Annotated in this window: 17 protein-coding genes; 11 read left to right on the plus strand and 6 right to left on the minus strand. The window is 71.9% G+C overall.

Annotation, left to right across the window (positions count from 1 at the left end; translation table 11 throughout):
• The first annotated feature begins 4 nt into the window (after positions 1 to 4).
• Both E4T13_RS10675 and E4T13_RS10680 read left to right on the plus strand, forming a co-directional pair.
• Positions 5 to 1,024, plus strand: coding sequence for an NADP-dependent oxidoreductase (locus tag E4T13_RS10675; RefSeq protein WP_137178244.1), 1,020 nt, complete (start codon positions 5 to 7; stop codon positions 1,022 to 1,024).
• A complete protein-coding gene (locus E4T13_RS10680; RefSeq protein ID WP_137178245.1) occupies positions 1,008 to 1,847 on the plus strand; it encodes a hypothetical protein in 840 nt (279 codons plus the stop codon). The genes E4T13_RS10675 and E4T13_RS10680 overlap by 17 nt, the downstream gene beginning before the upstream one ends.
• Here E4T13_RS10680 and E4T13_RS10685 read toward each other — a convergent pair.
• Positions 1,795 to 2,505: a pirin family protein gene (locus tag E4T13_RS10685; protein WP_137178246.1), complete on the minus strand. Its 711-nt coding sequence runs from the start codon at positions 2,503 to 2,505 to the stop codon at positions 1,795 to 1,797. The two genes, E4T13_RS10680 and E4T13_RS10685, sit on opposite strands and share 53 nt — an antisense overlap.
• A 277-nt stretch (positions 2,506 to 2,782) precedes the next feature.
• Here E4T13_RS10685 and E4T13_RS29855 point away from each other — a divergent pair, with 277 nt between their 5' ends.
• The 5 genes from E4T13_RS29855 (at position 2,783) to E4T13_RS10705 (ending at position 7,448) form a co-directional block, all read left to right on the plus strand.
• Positions 2,783 to 3,208 (plus strand): hypothetical protein, encoded by a 426-nt coding sequence (locus tag E4T13_RS29855; RefSeq protein WP_170984926.1) that lies wholly within the window; start codon positions 2,783 to 2,785, stop codon positions 3,206 to 3,208.
• A gap of 3 nt (positions 3,209 to 3,211) precedes the next feature.
• On the plus strand, positions 3,212 to 3,982 hold the full coding sequence (locus E4T13_RS10690; protein WP_137178247.1) for a hypothetical protein: 771 nt from the start codon (positions 3,212 to 3,214) through the stop codon (positions 3,980 to 3,982).
• Complete coding sequence (locus tag E4T13_RS10695) at positions 3,979 to 5,361, plus strand: ATP-binding protein (RefSeq protein ID WP_137178248.1); 1,383 nt, start codon at positions 3,979 to 3,981, stop codon at positions 5,359 to 5,361. Before E4T13_RS10690 ends, E4T13_RS10695 begins: the two co-directional genes overlap by 4 nt.
• Positions 5,362 to 5,363: 2 nt before the next feature.
• Complete coding sequence (locus E4T13_RS10700) at positions 5,364 to 6,761, plus strand: sigma-54 dependent transcriptional regulator (protein WP_137178249.1); 1,398 nt, start codon at positions 5,364 to 5,366, stop codon at positions 6,759 to 6,761.
• 153 nt (positions 6,762 to 6,914) lie between these two features.
• Positions 6,915 to 7,448 (plus strand): OmpA family protein, encoded by a 534-nt coding sequence (locus E4T13_RS10705; protein ID WP_137178250.1) that lies wholly within the window; start codon positions 6,915 to 6,917, stop codon positions 7,446 to 7,448.
• Between the two features lie 63 nt (positions 7,449 to 7,511).
• On the opposite strand, the gene E4T13_RS10710 is transcribed toward E4T13_RS10705, so the two are convergent.
• The 4 genes from E4T13_RS10710 to pdxH are packed head-to-tail and all read right to left on the minus strand — an operon-like array spanning position 7,512 to position 11,021.
• Positions 7,512 to 8,099 (minus strand): GNAT family N-acetyltransferase, encoded by a 588-nt coding sequence (locus tag E4T13_RS10710; protein WP_206030135.1) that lies wholly within the window; start codon positions 8,097 to 8,099, stop codon positions 7,512 to 7,514.
• Positions 8,090 to 8,968 carry a universal stress protein gene (locus tag E4T13_RS10715; RefSeq protein WP_137178251.1) on the minus strand — a complete coding sequence of 293 codons (879 nt, stop codon included), beginning with the start codon at positions 8,966 to 8,968 and terminating at the stop codon, positions 8,090 to 8,092. Before E4T13_RS10715 ends, E4T13_RS10710 begins: the two co-directional genes overlap by 10 nt.
• A gap of 38 nt (positions 8,969 to 9,006) precedes the next feature.
• Positions 9,007 to 10,482, minus strand: coding sequence for an AAA family ATPase (locus E4T13_RS10720; RefSeq protein ID WP_137178252.1), 1,476 nt, complete (start codon positions 10,480 to 10,482; stop codon positions 9,007 to 9,009).
• Positions 10,479 to 11,021 carry a pyridoxamine 5'-phosphate oxidase gene (gene pdxH, locus E4T13_RS10725; protein WP_240791094.1) on the minus strand — a complete coding sequence of 181 codons (543 nt, stop codon included), beginning with the start codon at positions 11,019 to 11,021 and terminating at the stop codon, positions 10,479 to 10,481. Before pdxH ends, E4T13_RS10720 begins: the two co-directional genes overlap by 4 nt.
• Before the next feature lie 159 nt (positions 11,022 to 11,180).
• Between pdxH and fabI the strand changes: the two genes are divergently transcribed.
• The 4 genes from fabI (at position 11,181) to E4T13_RS10745 (ending at position 13,973) form a co-directional block, all read left to right on the plus strand.
• Complete coding sequence (fabI, locus tag E4T13_RS10730; RefSeq protein ID WP_137178254.1) at positions 11,181 to 12,026, plus strand: enoyl-ACP reductase FabI; 846 nt, start codon at positions 11,181 to 11,183, stop codon at positions 12,024 to 12,026.
• An 11-nt stretch (positions 12,027 to 12,037) separates the two neighbouring features.
• The gene (locus E4T13_RS10735; protein ID WP_137178255.1) at positions 12,038 to 12,343 is read left to right on the plus strand and encodes a hypothetical protein; all 306 of its coding nucleotides are present in this window, start codon (positions 12,038 to 12,040) and stop codon (positions 12,341 to 12,343) included.
• A 6-nt stretch (positions 12,344 to 12,349) separates the two neighbouring features.
• Positions 12,350 to 13,453 carry a chorismate synthase gene (gene aroC, locus E4T13_RS10740; protein ID WP_137178256.1) on the plus strand — a complete coding sequence of 368 codons (1,104 nt, stop codon included), beginning with the start codon at positions 12,350 to 12,352 and terminating at the stop codon, positions 13,451 to 13,453.
• A gap of 313 nt (positions 13,454 to 13,766) precedes the next feature.
• The gene (locus E4T13_RS10745) at positions 13,767 to 13,973 is read left to right on the plus strand and encodes a cold-shock protein (RefSeq protein ID WP_137178257.1); all 207 of its coding nucleotides are present in this window, start codon (positions 13,767 to 13,769) and stop codon (positions 13,971 to 13,973) included.
• Positions 13,974 to 14,012: 39 nt separating this feature from the next.
• Here the strand turns inward: E4T13_RS10745 and E4T13_RS10750 are convergent, their stop codons facing one another.
• Positions 14,013 to 14,255: a DUF6719 family protein gene (locus E4T13_RS10750; RefSeq protein WP_137178258.1), complete on the minus strand. Its 243-nt coding sequence runs from the start codon at positions 14,253 to 14,255 to the stop codon at positions 14,013 to 14,015.
• Positions 14,256 to 14,363 lie beyond the last annotated feature (108 nt).

The following is a 14,363-nucleotide window of genomic DNA, read 5'->3' on the forward strand; positions in this document are numbered from 1 at the left end:
TCCCATGACCCAGACCAATCGCCGCATCCTGCTCGCCCGCCGCCCGCAAGGCGCGCCCGTGCCCGAGGATTTCCGCCTCGACGAGGCGCCGCTGCCCGACCTCGCGGAAGGCGAGGTGCTGGTGCGGCATCGCTTCCTCTCGCTCGACCCCTATCAGCGCGGCCGCATGGACGACGCGAAATCCTACGCCAAGCCGGTGGCGATCGGCGGCGTGATGGAATGCCAGGCGGTCGGCCAGGTCGCCGCCAGCCGCGATCCGCGCTTCAAGGAGGGCGACTGGGTGCTCGGCGGCTTCGGCTGGCAGACGCATTCCGTGCGCCCCGCAAAAGCGCTGATCGCGATCGACCCCCAGGAAGCCGCGCCCTCCACCGCGCTCGGCGTGCTCGGCATGCCGGGCCTCACCGCCTGGGTGGGCCTCAAGGACATCGGCGAGCCAAAGCAGGGCGAGACGCTCGTGGTCTCGGCCGCGTCCGGCGCGGTCGGGCAGGTGGTCGGGCAGTTGGGACGTATCGCCGGCTGCCGCGTGGTCGGCATCGCCGGCGGCGCGCGCAAATGCGCGTATCTGAAGGACGAACTCGGCTTCGACGTCGCGGTGGACCACAAGGCCGACCTCGACGCGCAGCTCGACACCGCCTGCCCGGAGGGCGTGGACATCTACTGGGAGAATGTCGGCGGCGCGGTGCAGGCGGCGGTCTTCCCGCGCTTCCGCGACTTCGGCCGCATGGTGATGTGCGGCATGATCGCGCAGTACAACACCGCATCCGGCGCCGCCGCTGCCGGCGCGCCGCCCGGCCCCAATCTCGGCCCGGTCGTGCGCAAGCGGCTGCGCATCCAGGGCTTCATCGTCGGCGACACCGGATGGAAGCGCTACGCGCAGTTCCGCGCGGAGATGCTCGGCCACATCGCGGCAGGCCGCCTGCACTATCGCGAGGATATCGTGCAAGGCCTGGATGCGGCCCCCGACGCCTTCATCGGCCTGCTGCAGGGTCGCAACTTCGGCAAGCTGCTTGTCGGCCTCGACTGATCCGGCCGACGCGGCGCTCGCCGCGCGGCTCGACGGCCACCGCCTGCTGCTGTGCAACGGGCTGCTCGGCGAGGTCATCGCCGGGCTGCACATGGACTACATGTCCACCCAGCTCGACTGGCTGCGCGGCCTCGGCCTGAGCGTGGCGCGCGCGCCGATCCCCACGGCCGCGCGCATCGCCGAGAACGCGGCGCGCATCGCGACGATCATCGAGGGCGACGACGCGCCGATCATCCTGATCGGCCATTCCAAGGGCGGGCTGGAGGCGCTGTCGGCGCTGCTGATGCCCGGCATCGCCGCGCGCTGCCGCGGCTTCCTGGCGCTGCAATCGCCGTTCCACGGCTCGCCCGTGGCGGATGCCGCACTCGGCTACGGGCCGTTGCGCGACCTGGCGGATCACGCGCTGCGGCTCGCGCGGCTCGGCGACGGGCAAGGGCTGGCGGATCTCACCTGCGCGGTGCGGAAGCCCTGGATGGCGGCGCATGAGGCCGGGATCGCCACGCTGACCGCGCGGCTGCCGGTGGCGAGCCTGGCGACGGCGCTGTCCGATCCCTGCCCATGGCGCGACCGCGCCTACCTGCCGCTGGCGCGCTGGATGGAGGAGAAGGGCGCAGGGCCGAATGACGGCCTCGTTCCCGTCGCCTCCACCCGCCTGCCCGGCGCGCGGCACGCGGTGTTCGCGGGCGGGCACCGTGCGCTGGTGGCCACCGGGGCGGGGCGCGACCCGGTGGCCTTCCTGCGCGCGGAGCTTTCGGCGCTGCTCGGGCTGGCTACTCCTTCGCCACCTCCACCAGCACCAGTTCCGCATCCTCCTCCGCGGTGATGCGGATCTCCTTCTCGTCCACGATGCCCGCACCGTCGCGCGCACCGAGCTTCGCGCCGTTCACCGTGACGGCGCCCTTTGCCGGCACGAGATAGGCCGCGCGGTCGGCGCCGAGCGTCTGCACCAGCGTCTGGCCCGCCTTCAGCGTGGTCGCCATCACCGCGCCATCCACGTTCAGCGGCAGCGCGCCGTTGCCCTGGTCCTGCGGCCGGCCGGAGGCCAGCACCTCGAAGCCGGCCTCGCGCGCCGCCTTGGGGAACTGCTTGGCGCCCCAGTTCGGCTTCGCGCCGCGGCGGTCGGGGATGATCCAGATCTGGAAGATCTTGGTCGTCTCCGGCTCCAGGTTGTACTCGGCATGCACCACGCCTGTGCCGGCGCTCATGATCTGCACGTCGCCCGCTTCGGTGCGGCCTTCGTTGCCCATGTTGTCCTTGTGGGTGATCGCACCCTCGCGGACATAGGTGATGATCTCCATGTCGCGGTGCGGATGCGGGTCGAAGCCGGTGCCGGGCGCGATCTCGTCGTCGTTCCACACGCGCAGCCGGCCCCAGTTGGTGCGATCGGGGTCATGGTAGTTGGCGAAGGAGAAGTGGTGCTTCGCCTTCAGCCAGCCATGGTCGGCGCCGCCGAGGCTGCCGAAGGGTCGGATGTCGATCATCGCCTGGATCTCCTCTGGGTCGCGTGCTGCGGCCCTCTCGTTCGCCGCGCAAGATGGGGGCGCGGCACCGCCGGCACAGCGGGGCGGTGCGGATCGGCGGCATTCATCGCGCCAATGACGGTGGGGCAAGGCTGGTGGGGCATATCCCCCAGCGGGGGGCCGAACCCCCAATTTAAAGTGTTCATTTTCAATGGATTGGCATGCGGCGAGCGGTTGGCACGCGCGGTGCAGTGACCCTGGCATCCGGCATCCCGCCGGTGTCGAGGGAGACCCTGCCATGTCCAGCCGCCTTCTCGTTGCCGCCCTGCTCGGTGCCTCCGCCCTGGCGCTCTCCGGCCTGCCGGCCGATGCCGCGAGCCGCTTCCAGACGCCTGCCATCGGCGAGCAATCGGTCGCGATCACCCCCGCCCGCGAGGCGTCCGAAGGCCCGCGCCGCGAGGACCGCCGGCAGGACCGGCGCAATGACCGCCGCAATGATCGCCGCAGCACCGAAGCGCCGTCCGACCTGCAGCTGCTGCTCGCCCGCGAGGCGTCCGAGGGCCCGCGGCGCGAGGACCGTCGCCAGGACCGCCGCAACGATCGGCGCAACGACCGCCGCGGGGCCGCGCTCGACAGCGCGGACGACGGCTTCATCCTGCTGGTCCGCGAAGGCTCCAGCGGCGGTGGCCGGCAGCGCCGGAACGGCGGCCGGACCGGGCGCTGAGCCATGCGGGCATGTCGGCAAGGCGGGCTGGCGGCGCTGCTGGCGCTGCTGCTCGCCTCGCCGGCGGGCGCGGTGGAACTGCGGCTGGCAGCCGCCCGCGAATTCTCCGATGGCCGCGAGGGCACGGGCAGCGGTTCCGCACTGGTACCGCTGCAGGCCACCCTGTCCGGCGACGGCGCCTATGCCACGCTGCGGCTGCCGGCGATCGCCCCTGGCACGCCAAGCGCGATGCCCTTCGATGCGGCTTCCAGCCGCGATGCACGCATTGACGGGCTCGGCGATGCAAGGCTGACGCTCGGCCACCGGCTGTTCGAATCCGAGGACGGTGTCCTGCTGGAATTCGCGCTGCGCACCCGCCTGCCTTCGGCCTCGACGCCGGCGCTGGCCGGCGGCGTCACGGAGCACCTGCTGCGGCTCGATGCCTCCGTGCCGCTCGGCGAACGGGCAACGCTGGATGTCTCGGGCGGCAGGCGCGTCGCGCCGCTCGCCCCGTCCGCGCTGCGCGGCAGCGACTATTGGAGCCTGGCCGGCGTGCTCTCGGTCCAGCTCGACGCGGACTGGAGCGCCGGCATGATGCTGGAGGCGCAAGACCGCCAGACCTATACGGACGCGCCGATGCTCGACCTCGGCGCCTTCGTGGAGCGCGCGGTGGCGCCGGACCTGACGCTCGGCCTGGTCGCCTGGCATGGCGCCGCGGGTGGAGGGCCCGCCTTCAGCCTGGGACTTCGCCTCGCCTACCGGGTCAGCCTCGGGCTTGATAGGCTGGCGCGATGATGGACGGGCTGGTGCAGCCGAGCGGCAGGGAGGCCGCCCGCACGGAGGGACGGCGCGGCTTCAACCTGCTGCGCTGGTTCGCGGTGCTGAGCCTCGCCTGCGTCCTGGCCTTCGGCATCGGCACCGCGACGGTGCTGAGCCGCTTCCTGACCGAGCAGATGCTCGACCGGGACGCCGAGGTCAGCGCCGAGTTCCTGCAGAGCATCGTGCAAGCGGAGCGCACATGGTCCTGGTTCTCCGACCCCGCCTCCGCCGCCGCGCGCCTGCCGCTGGAGAGTTTCTTCAACCATGTCGCCCAGCTCCCGGGCGTCGTGCGCGCCAATGTCTTCGCTGCCGACGGCACCGTCCTGTGGTCGAGCAATGCCGAGATGATCGGCCGCCGCTTCGACGACAACGCCGAACTCGCCACGGCACTCGGCGGTCGCATCGCCGTGGAATCCGGCACCGTACCCAAGACCGAGCATGTCGCGCTGGAACAGGATGCCGGCGGGAACCGCTTCACCGAGGCCTATCTGCCGGTCTGGGACGAGGCGCATCGCCGCGTCATCGGGGTGGTCGAGATCTACCGGCTGCCCGATGCGCTGTTCGATGCCATTGATGGCGGCGTGCGCCGGATCTGGATCGCCGCGGGGCTTGGCATGCTGCTGCTCTACGCCGCGCTGTTCGGGCTCGCGCTACGTGCGCAATGCCTGATCGCCCGCCAGCAGCAGGCGCTGCTGGAGGCGGAGGCGCTGGGCGCGGTCGGTGCGGTCGCCTCCGCCGTCGCCCATGGCGTGCGCAACCCCCTCTCCTCCATCCGCTCTTCCGCCGAGCTGGCGGCGGTGGAGGATGCGGATGGCGCGCGGCAATGCCTCGCCGACATCCAGCGCGAGGCCGACCGGATGGAGGGTTGGGTGCGGGACCTGCTGCTGCAGGCCCGCGGCGAGGCCGTGGCGCCCGCCGCGGTGGATGTGAACCTGGTCCTGGAGGAAAGCGCGCGCACCTTCCTTTCCGCCGCAGCGCGCCAGGGCGTCGCGCTGCGCGTCGCGACCGCCCCGGTGCCGCTGGCGCGCGCGGAACCCGGCGCGCTCGGCCAGGCGATCGACAACCTGCTGGCCAATGCGATCGAGGCGATGCCGGAAGGCGGGGCACTCGATCTCTCCACCGGCGTCGCGGCCGGCGGGCGGCAGGTGGAGATCGTCGTGGCCGATACCGGCGGCGGGCTGCCCAAGGCGCTGCGCGACGGCCGGCTCTTCTTCTCGACCAAGGCGCGCGGCACCGGGCTCGGCCTCGTGCTGACGCGGCGCATCCTCGCCCGCCACGACGGCGCGCTGCTGCTTGAAGGCCGCGCCGGCAGTGGCACGCGGGCGGTGATCCGCCTGCCGGTGGCGAGCGCCTGAGCATGGGCCACGGCATCCTGCTGGTCGAGGACGAGGCGACGCTGGCGCGCAACGTGCAGCGCTACCTCGAGCGCGACGGCTTCGAGCTGCGCATCGCGGCCACGCTGCGCACCGGCTGGCGCGACTTCGAGGAGTTCCGCCCCGACGTCGTGCTGCTGGACCTCAACCTGCCCGATGGCAGCGGCCTCGACCTGCTGGCGCGCATCCGCGGCGTGGACCGCCAGGCCAAGGTCATCGTGCTCACGGGCCATGGCAGCGTGCAGACCGCGGTGGAGGCGATGAAGTCCGGCGCCTGGGACTACCTGGCGAAGCCGATCGCACTCGGCGAGCTGAAGCTGCTCGTGGACAAGGCGCTCGGCCAGGGCCGGATGGAGGAGACGCTCTCCTACTACCGCGGGCGCGACGCGCGGCAGGGCGGGCTCGAGGCGATGCTCGGCGCCTCGCCCGCCATCGCCGATCTCAAGGCGCGCATCGCGGGCCTGCTGCAGGCCGAGCGTGCGATGGCCGAGGGCGACGCGCCGCCGCCCGTGCTGATCCGCGGCGAGACCGGCAGCGGCAAGGAGCTGGTCGCGCGCGCCCTGCACTACGATGGCCGCCGCGCCGAGGCGCCCTTCATCGAGGTGAACTGCGCCACGCTGCCGACGCAGCTGGTGGAAGGCGAACTGTTCGGCCATGAGCGCGGCGCCTTCACCGACGCGCGGGAGCGCCGCATCGGACTGGTGGAGGCCGCGCATGGCGGCACGCTGTTCCTCGACGAGATCGGCGAGCTCGATCCCGCCGTGCAGGCGAAGCTGCTGAAGCTGCTGGAGGATCGCACGGTGCGCCGGCTCGGCGCGGTGCGGGAGCGTCGGGTGGATGTGCGCTTCGTCGCCGCCACGCATCGTCCGCTGGAGGCGCTGGTGAAGGAGGGCCGCTTCCGCGCCGATCTCTACTACCGCCTGTCGGTCGTGCAGCTCGCCGTGCCGCCGCTGCGCGACCGCGCCGGCGACGCGGCGCTGCTGGCGGCGCACTTCCTGGCGCTGCACGGAAGGCGCTACGGCCGCCCCGGATTGCGGCTGGATGCGGAGGCGCTGGCGCTGATCGCGCGCCACCCCTGGCCGGGTAATGTGCGGGAGCTGCGCAACGCGATGGAGCAGGCGGCGCTCTCGGCCGGGGAGGACCGGGAGCTTGGCGCCCTGCATGTCGCGCTGGCCCCCGCGACCGTCGCGGGCGCGGGTGCGGCGCCCGGCCCGACGCTGCGGCAGATGGAACGCGACAGCCTGGTGCAGACGCTGGACCGGACGGGCGGCAATGTCTCGCAGGCGGCGCGGCTGCTCGGCATCAGCCGGGACACGATGCGCTACCGCATGACGAAGCATGGGCTCGACGCGGCGGCCGGCGCCCTGACGGAAGGCGACTGAACCGGCCTCCGGCGGATTTGCCGGAAAGGGATAGCGTCGGCGGCTGCACGAATCGATCCGCCTGGCGCACAGTCCGGCGCTCGTCCGGGATGATGGCCAGGCGCCCCGCCCTGCCCCGCCCGCTTCCGACGTCTCCCGAGGAGGAGTTCCCCCATGCGTCGCACCTTCCTTAAGCTGGCGCTCGCCCCGGCCGTGCTGGGTCTCGCCGCCTGCGTCTCCGAGCAGCGCTACGACGAGCTGCAGCAGGCCTACACCCAGCTGCAGTCGCAGTACAACGCCGACCAGGCCACGATCCAGATGCTGCAGGGCCGGCTCAAGGTCACCATGACCGACCGCATCCTGTTCCCGTCGGGCGGCTACCGTATCACGGAAAGCGCGCGGCGCGAGCTGGCCAAGATGGTTCCCACCTTGCAGGGCCTCCGCCAGACGCGCGTGATCATCGAGGGCTACACCGACAACACCCCGGTCGGGCCGGAACTGCGGCGGGAAGGCATCTCCTCCAACCTCGATCTGTCCTCGCGCCGCGCGGACACGGTGGCGGACGAGCTGATCCGCCTCGGCGCGCCGCGCGCCATCATCTCGGCCGATGGCCGCGGCGATGCGAACCCGATCGCGCCGAACGACACGCCAGCCGGGCGCGCGCAGAACCGCCGCATCGAGATCACGCTGGTCGGCCCGGGCAACTGAGGGCCTCGGCCAGGCCGGCCGGACCTCCACCCCAGCCCTCCCCTGCTACGCGGGGGAGGGAGGCTATCGCGGCAAGGGAGCCCGGCTCAGGGCGATGCGGAAGCGCAGCGCCTCGCCGCCGCCGAAGCTTTCGGGGCGGGTGAACCGCTCCACCAGGCGACCGCCATGCGCCTCGATCACCCTGATCGAGGCGACGTTGCCGGGATCCGTGCTGAGCTCGACCCAGGGCAGGCCGAGCGGCGCGATCTCCGCCAGCAGCAGGCCCAGCGCGCGCGTCGCATGGCCTTCGCGCTGCCGCCAGGGCACCACCAGATACCCGATATGGCCGAGGACATGCGGCGGCAGTGCGGTCGTACCGCGCTGCCAGCGGAAATGCACCACGCCGCAGAAGCCATCGGCCTCGATCCAGCGGGTGAAGCCGGGCAGGCGCGGCACCTGCCGTCCATCCGGCAGCGTGACGCTGCCCTGCCCCACCGGATCGTCCAGCGAGGCGACGAAGGCGGCCGCGTCCTGGTCGATCGCCGCCACGTGCTTCGCTGCCACGGCCGGGCCGAGGAAGGTCGAGGGCTCGAAACCCCGCCGCAGCGCGTCGGCGTAGCCCGGCGCCAGCTCGGCGGCCGGGCGCAGCAGCCTGGTTGGCGCTAGCGGCACATCAGGACGGGCAGGTCCGCATTCTCCAGCACATGTCGCGTCACGCCGCCCAGGATGAGCTGGCGCAGCCGCGAATGGCTGTAGGCGCCCTGGCACAGCAAATCCGCGCCGAAATCCCGCGCGGCGCCGAGCAGCCCGGCGCCCACTTCGCGCGTGGCGGGCTTGAAGGGCACCACCTCCGCCTCGATCCCGTGCCAGCGCAGATAGGCGCGGATGCCCTCCGCCGCCGGCCCGCGGCGCTGGTAGTCGTCGGAGCAGAGGATGCGGACGGCCTGGGCGCGGTGCAGCCAGGGCAAGGCCGCGGCGACGGCTGCGGCGCTCTCCGCGCTGCCATTCCAGGCGACGGCGACGCGCGTGCCCATGGTCTGCGGCGCGACGCGCGGCGCGATCAGCACCGGGCGGCCGGAATCGAACAGCACGGCATGCAGCGCGTCCGAGGAGGACACATCCTCCTCGGCCTCGGGGTGCGGCACCACGGCCATGTCGAACAGCCGCGACTGCTGGGCGACGATGTCCTCCTCGCGGCCGGAGATGGTCTCGAAGCTGATCGTGACGCCCTGGGTCTTGGCCGCGGTGTTGGGATCGCTGGCCAGGACGATGTCGCCATGCGTCGCGGCGAAGCGGTCGAAGAGCGAGCGCACGCGATTGGCGCGCTCGCCGCTCTCGCGCTCGGTCGCGGCCATCATCTCCTCGATCATGGCGCCCGAGAGGCCCTCGCCGGCGAGCGGCGCGACATCGCGGGCGTCCACGCGGACATGCAGGCAATGCAGATGCGCGTGCCAGATGCGCGCGACGTCGAGCGCGGTGGCAAGCGCCGCCTCGCCGGCAGCGGTACCCGTCAGAGGCAGCAGCAGACGACGGTAAGCCATCGCGGCTCTCCCTTCCTCGAAACCTTCCCTGCGAAACTTTATGCCTCGATTTTGCCGTTCAAGGCCAGAGCAGCGAAAGCCGCGGTGCGCGAATCGCCCGACGAATCCAGCCGCTGCCAGTCGACCGGGCCGGGATCGGCCTGCGCCGCGCGCTCCAGCACGGCGACCGTGGCGTCGGATGCGTCGTGGCTGCGGCCCTCGACGCGGCGGCGCAGCACCGCCATCGGCGCCTCGAGCCAGAAGCCGTGGAAGGGATGCGGGCCCGCGGCGGCGCGGGCGGCCTGGCGCATCGCGGGATCGAGGAAGACGGCGTCCACCACGACCGAATGCCCCGCATCGAGCGTTGCGCGCGCGGCGGCGAAAATCTCGCCATGCACCGCGGCGCTTTCCGCCGGCGCATAGGCGCTCTCGGGCAGGCGTTCCTCCGGCGCGATGCCGGCGCGGCGCTTGCGCACCTCATCCGTGCGCAGATGCAGCGCACCGGGCGCGACGCCGAGCGCCGGCGCCAGTGCGCGGGCGAGCCAGGTCTTGCCGGTGCCTTGCAGTCCGCCCACCGCGACCAGGCGCGGCGGCACCGGGCGCAGATAGCCCGCGGCGGCATCGAGATAAGGCGCGCCATCCCCGCCGCGCCGCGCCTCGACATGCGCGCGCACCATGGCGCGCAGCGCCAGCCAGACGGGCAGCGCGCCGAGCATCCCGATGTCGAAGCCCCGCGCCAGGATGCGGTTCATCACACGATTCGCCGCGGCGCGTCCGAGGCGGACATCCAGGTCCATCAGCAGGAAAGCGAGATCGTAGCCGACATCGATCCGCGCCAGCGCCTCGTCGAATTCCAGCGCGTCGAAGGCGACCGGGCGGCCTTCCCACAGGCAGAGATTGCCGAGATGCAGGTCGCCATGGCAGCGGCGGACGAAGCCCTTGGCCGCGCGATCGGCCAGCAACGGCGCGGCGGCGTCGATCCGCGCGGCAAGCGCCGCGGCGATGGCGGCGACGCGCGCCTCGTCCAGCCCGGTGCCGGCGCAGCTTTCGACATTCCCGGCGAGCACCGCGCGCATCCGCGCCGGTGCGTCAACGCCTGCGGTTACCGGCGCCCGGGCGTGCAGCGCGACCACCGCATCGGCGACCGCGTCGAGCAGCGCACCATCCAGCCGGCCGCGCGCCGCGATCCTGTCCAGGAAATCCTCCGGCAGGACGGGCGCCATGCGCAGCACCCAGTCCACTGCCTCCCCTTCCCCATCCAGCGCCAGGCTGCCATCGGAGGCCCGGGTGACCGGCAGCACGTCGCGATAGATGCCGGGCGCGGCCGGCTGGTTCAGCTCGAGCTCGCGCCGGCAGAATCGTTCCCGCGCGCCGAGCGTGGAAAAATCCAGGAAGGGCAGGCGCACCGCCTTCTTCAGCTTCAGCGCTGCATCCTGCCCGACATAGACGGCGGAGATATGCGTCTCGATCGGCGCCGCGCCGGTGATCCGGGCGAGCAGCGCGGCGACGGCCTCCTGCTCCGCCGGGATGGTCACGGGTAGAGCATCTCCGTCTCCCACCCGCCACCGGCACGGTGGAACACGCGCCGCTCGTGCAGGCGGAAGGGCATGTTCCGCCAGAACTCGATCCGGTCGGGCACGAGGCGGAAGCCCGACCAGAACGCCGGCCGCGGGATCTCGCCGATGCCGAACTTCATCGTGTATTCCGCCACCGCCTTCTCCAGCGCGAAGCGCCCTTCCAGCGGGCGGGATTGCCGGCTGGCCCAGGCGCCGATGCGGCTGCCGCGCGCGCGGGAGGCGTAGTAGGCGTCCGCCTCCTCCGCGCTGACCGCCTCCACCGCGCCTTCCACGCGCACGCTGCGCTGCAGCGACTTCCAGTGGAAGGTCATCGCGGCGAAGGGATTGGCGGTGAGCTCCCTTCCCTTGCGGCTTTCGAGGTTGGTGTAGAAGACGAAGCCGCGCGCATCCACGCCCTTCAGCAGCACCATCCGCGCCGACGGCCTTCCCTCCGGCGTGGCGGTGGCCAGGCAGACGGCGTTGGGGTCGTTCGGCTCGGATGTCGCAGCCTCGGCCATCCAGGCCTCGAACAGGGCGATGGGATCCTCATCGGCCTTCAGGCGGGCGGGCTGGTCCAAGTCGGGCTCCCTCGGCGGGTGGCGGCCGGGTGGCTTGCCCCGGCCAGGGGCATGTGCCATCCCGGCCAGACCCCCGCAACCAGTCGCCGGTCCGCAGAAATGCCCTCATCGGAAGTCCCCGAACCCAGCGTTGCGATTCCGACCGGCACGCTGATGGCCGGGCGGCGCGGCGTGGTGATGGGGGTGGCGAATGACCGCTCCATCGCCTGGGGCATCGCCCAGGCGGTCGCGGCGCAGGGGGCGGAGCTGTGCTTCACCTACCAGGGGGAGGCGCTGGAAAAACGGGTGCGCCCCCTGGCCGAGCAGGCCGGCTCGAAGCTGGTGCTGCCCTGCGACGTGACCGACGACGCCAGCGTGGATGCGGTCTTCGAGCGGGTGAAGGCGGAGTGGGGCGGGCTGGATTTCCTGGTCCATGCCATCGGCTTCGCCGACAAGCAGTATCTGCGCGGCCGCTACATGGACACGCCGCGGGAGGCCTTCCTGCAGGCGATGGACATCTCCGTCTATTCCTTCGTCTCCGTCGCGCAGCGCGCGGTGCCGCTGATGAAGCCGGGCGGCAGCCTGCTGACCATGAGCTATCTCGGCGCGGAGCGGGTGACGCCGCACTACAACGTCATGGGCGTCGCCAAGGCGGCGCTGGAAGCATCGGTGCGCTACATGGCGGCCGATCTCGGCAAGGCGGGCATCCGCGTGAACGCGATCAGCGCCGGCCCGATTAAGACGCTCGCCGCCAGCGGCATCGGCGATTTCCGCTACATCCTGAAGTGGAACCAGTACAACGCGCCGATGGAGCGCAACGTCACCATCGAGGATGTGGGCGGGGCGGGTTTGTATCTGCTTTCCACACTGTCCTCGGGCGTGACGGGCGAGGTGCATCACGTGGATTGCGGCTATCACGTCGTCGGCATGAAGAACCCGGACGCCCCGGACATCGCGACGGTCTGAAGGAGGACGCCATGGCGCGGGCGGCGATCGCGGCGGTCCTCGGCGTGCTGGCGGGGCCGGCCGTTGCGCAGGAGCCTCCGGTCTGCAAGGCCTCCGGCTGGACACCGCTGCGCAGCGCCGCCGAGGTGCAGGCGGCGGTGCGTGAGCATGCCTGCCCGCCCGGCAGCCGGCTCGATGCCGGGATGACCGTGGCCGGGCAGGCGGTGGTGCTTCAGATGAGCGGTCTCTGCACGCCCGACAGCGTCCGGACCCGTACCGTCCGGCCCACGCCGGATGCGCGCGTACTGGGCTTCACCTGCATCCTGGCGGCGCGCTGAGCGAGCATGTCCCACAACAGCTTCGGCCACCTGTTCCGCTTCACCACCTGGGGCGAGTCGCATGGCGCGGCCATCGGCTGCGTCGTGGATGGCTGCCCGCCGCGCATCCCGCTGACGGAAGCCGACATCCAGCCCTTCCTCGACCGCCGGCGCCCGGGCCAGAGCAAGTTCGTCACGCAGCGGCAGGAGCCCGACCAGGTCAAGATCCTGTCCGGCACCTTCGAGGGCGTGACGACGGGCACACCGATCTCGCTGGTGATCGAGAACCAGGACCAGCGCAGCAAGGACTATGGCGAGATCAAGGACCGCTTCCGCCCGGGCCATGCCGACCTGACCTATGAGCTGAAATACGGCGTGCGCGACTACCGCGGCGGCGGACGGTCCAGCGCGCGGGAGACGGCGATGCGGGTTGCCGCCGGCGCCATCGCGCGCAAGGTGCTGGAGGGCGTGACGATCCGCGGCGCGCTGGTGGCGATCGGCGGCGACTGGGTGGACAACGCCAACTGGGACTGGTCCCAGACGCACGAAAATCCCTTCTTCTGCCCCGATGCCGTCGCGGCCGCACGGTGGGAGGAGAAGCTTGGCGCCGCCCGAAAGGCGGGCTCCTCGATGGGCGCGGTGATCGAGGTGGTGGCGGAAGGCGTGCCGCCCGGCCTCGGCGCGCCGATCTACGGCAAGCTGGATGCCGACATCGCCGCCGCGCTGATGTCCATCAATGCCGTGAAGGGCGTGGAGATCGGCGCGGGCTTCGCGGCCGCCGGCTTCTCCGGCGAGGAGAATGCCGACGAGATGCGGATGGGCCCGGACGGCCTGGTGCGGTTCGAGAGCAACCATGCCGGCGGGATCCTCGGCGGCATCAGCACCGGCCAGCCGGTGGTGGCGCGCTTCGCGGTGAAGCCGACCAGTTCCATCCTGACGCCCCGCCGCGCCGTGGACCGCTTCGGCAACGAGGTGGAGGTGATGACCAAGGGCCGCCACGACCCCTGCGTCGGCATCCGCGCCGTGCCGGTGGGGGAAGCGATGATGGCGCTGGTGCTGGCGGACCACCTGTTGCGCCACCGGGCGCAGAACCCGGATGCGCCGGGCCAGGCGCGGCTGCCGCGGAACTGAGGCGGCGACGGCGGCACGGCCTGCCAGGCCCCCACCCCGACCCTCCCCCGCGCCGCGGGGGAGGGAGCAGAAGCGAAGCCAGGCGCGGCTGCCGCGGGACGGACCCGCGGTCTTCATCACGGATCCGTCAGCATTTCGGGCTGGCGCCGAGGGGCGGAAACCTCCATATGAAAGGGGTCACGCTTTCCGTTGGCTCGGCCTGTTCTCCAATCTCCGTCCCGGGGTGCCGAGCCCGGAGCCGCACCAATCAGGCCGGCTGATCCGTTGTGCGACGTTCGCGCAGCGGCCTCGTGCGTTACGGAACATACCCATCATGGCCATCGGCACCGTCAAGTGGTTCAACGCCACCAAGGGCTACGGCTTCATCCAGCCCGACGACGGCTCCAAGGACGTTTTCGTCCACATCTCCGAGGTTCAGCGCGCCGGCATGCAGGATCTGCGTGAAGGCGACAAGATCGATTACGAGCTGCAGCAGGGCAACCAGGGCAAGTCCTCGGCCACCCGCCTGCAGCGCGCCTGACGCTGGCGGCGCGGCCTCCGGGTCGCGCCTCTTTCAGCGTCAGGATCGCGGCACGCACCGGATCTGGCGCGGCTGGCCCGGTATCGTGGCGCCAGACTGCGTGCGGTTGCTGCCCCCGACGATCTCCCTGATCTGTCCCGCGGGGCAGGAGCCGTCATCCACCCAGACACGCTCGCCCTGGCGCAGCGTGCCTGGCGCGGGCGTTTGCGTGACGATGCGCGGCGTGCCGCCATACTGAACCAGCAGAAGCGCGGCAGCGAGGGTCGGCGGAAGCGCGATCATCGCGGCAGCGTATCGCCGGCCGCCGGCCGCGGCGAGAGCCGCCCGCGCGCCTGCCCTGAATCTTTCCCGGTCAAGGGCTTTTCGCCTCGCGCCGCTGCCCCGATACTT

Source organism: Roseomonas sp. AR75, from assembly GCF_005222815.1.
In the GTDB taxonomy this organism is placed as follows: domain Bacteria; phylum Pseudomonadota; class Alphaproteobacteria; order Acetobacterales; family Acetobacteraceae; genus Falsiroseomonas.